Annotated in this window: 1 protein-coding gene; it reads left to right on the top strand. The window is 41.3% G+C overall.

Features of this window, described 5'->3' with window-relative positions:
* Positions 1-341: GNAT family N-acetyltransferase (locus tag IQR33_RS23055; RefSeq protein WP_193844074.1), on the top strand; the 341-nt coding region annotated here is incomplete at both ends.

Below are 341 nucleotides of genomic sequence, written 5' to 3'. Positions count from 1 at the left end.
GATGTGCAAGAAGAGCAAAAAGGATTTTTTACACCGTTTGAAATGGCTTATCAAAAACGTAGTAAGTCAGAGGCGTTCTTTACGATTTATTCTGATGATCTATTAGTAGGCTATCTTGTTATCGATAAAGGTTTCTCCCAACATGCGCCGTTTGCTAAACGATACGAACTGGAGCTTAAGTACTTGATGATTGATCAACGTTTCCAACGTCAAGGGGTTGGGAGTGAGGCATTGCGTAAACTGTTCCTTTATGCGTATACCATTAACCCTAAAAGCACCTCTCTTTGCGCCACTGTTCCACAAAGTCAGCAATACGCTATCAGTTTTTTTGATGCGTGCGG

The sequence above is a fragment of the Vibrio sp. OPT46 genome (assembly GCF_015163535.1).
In the GTDB taxonomy this organism is placed as follows: domain Bacteria; phylum Pseudomonadota; class Gammaproteobacteria; order Enterobacterales; family Vibrionaceae; genus Vibrio; species Vibrio alginolyticus.
The sequence above is the reverse complement of the archived record's forward strand: the minus strand, read 5'-3'. Positions and strand labels throughout refer to the sequence as shown.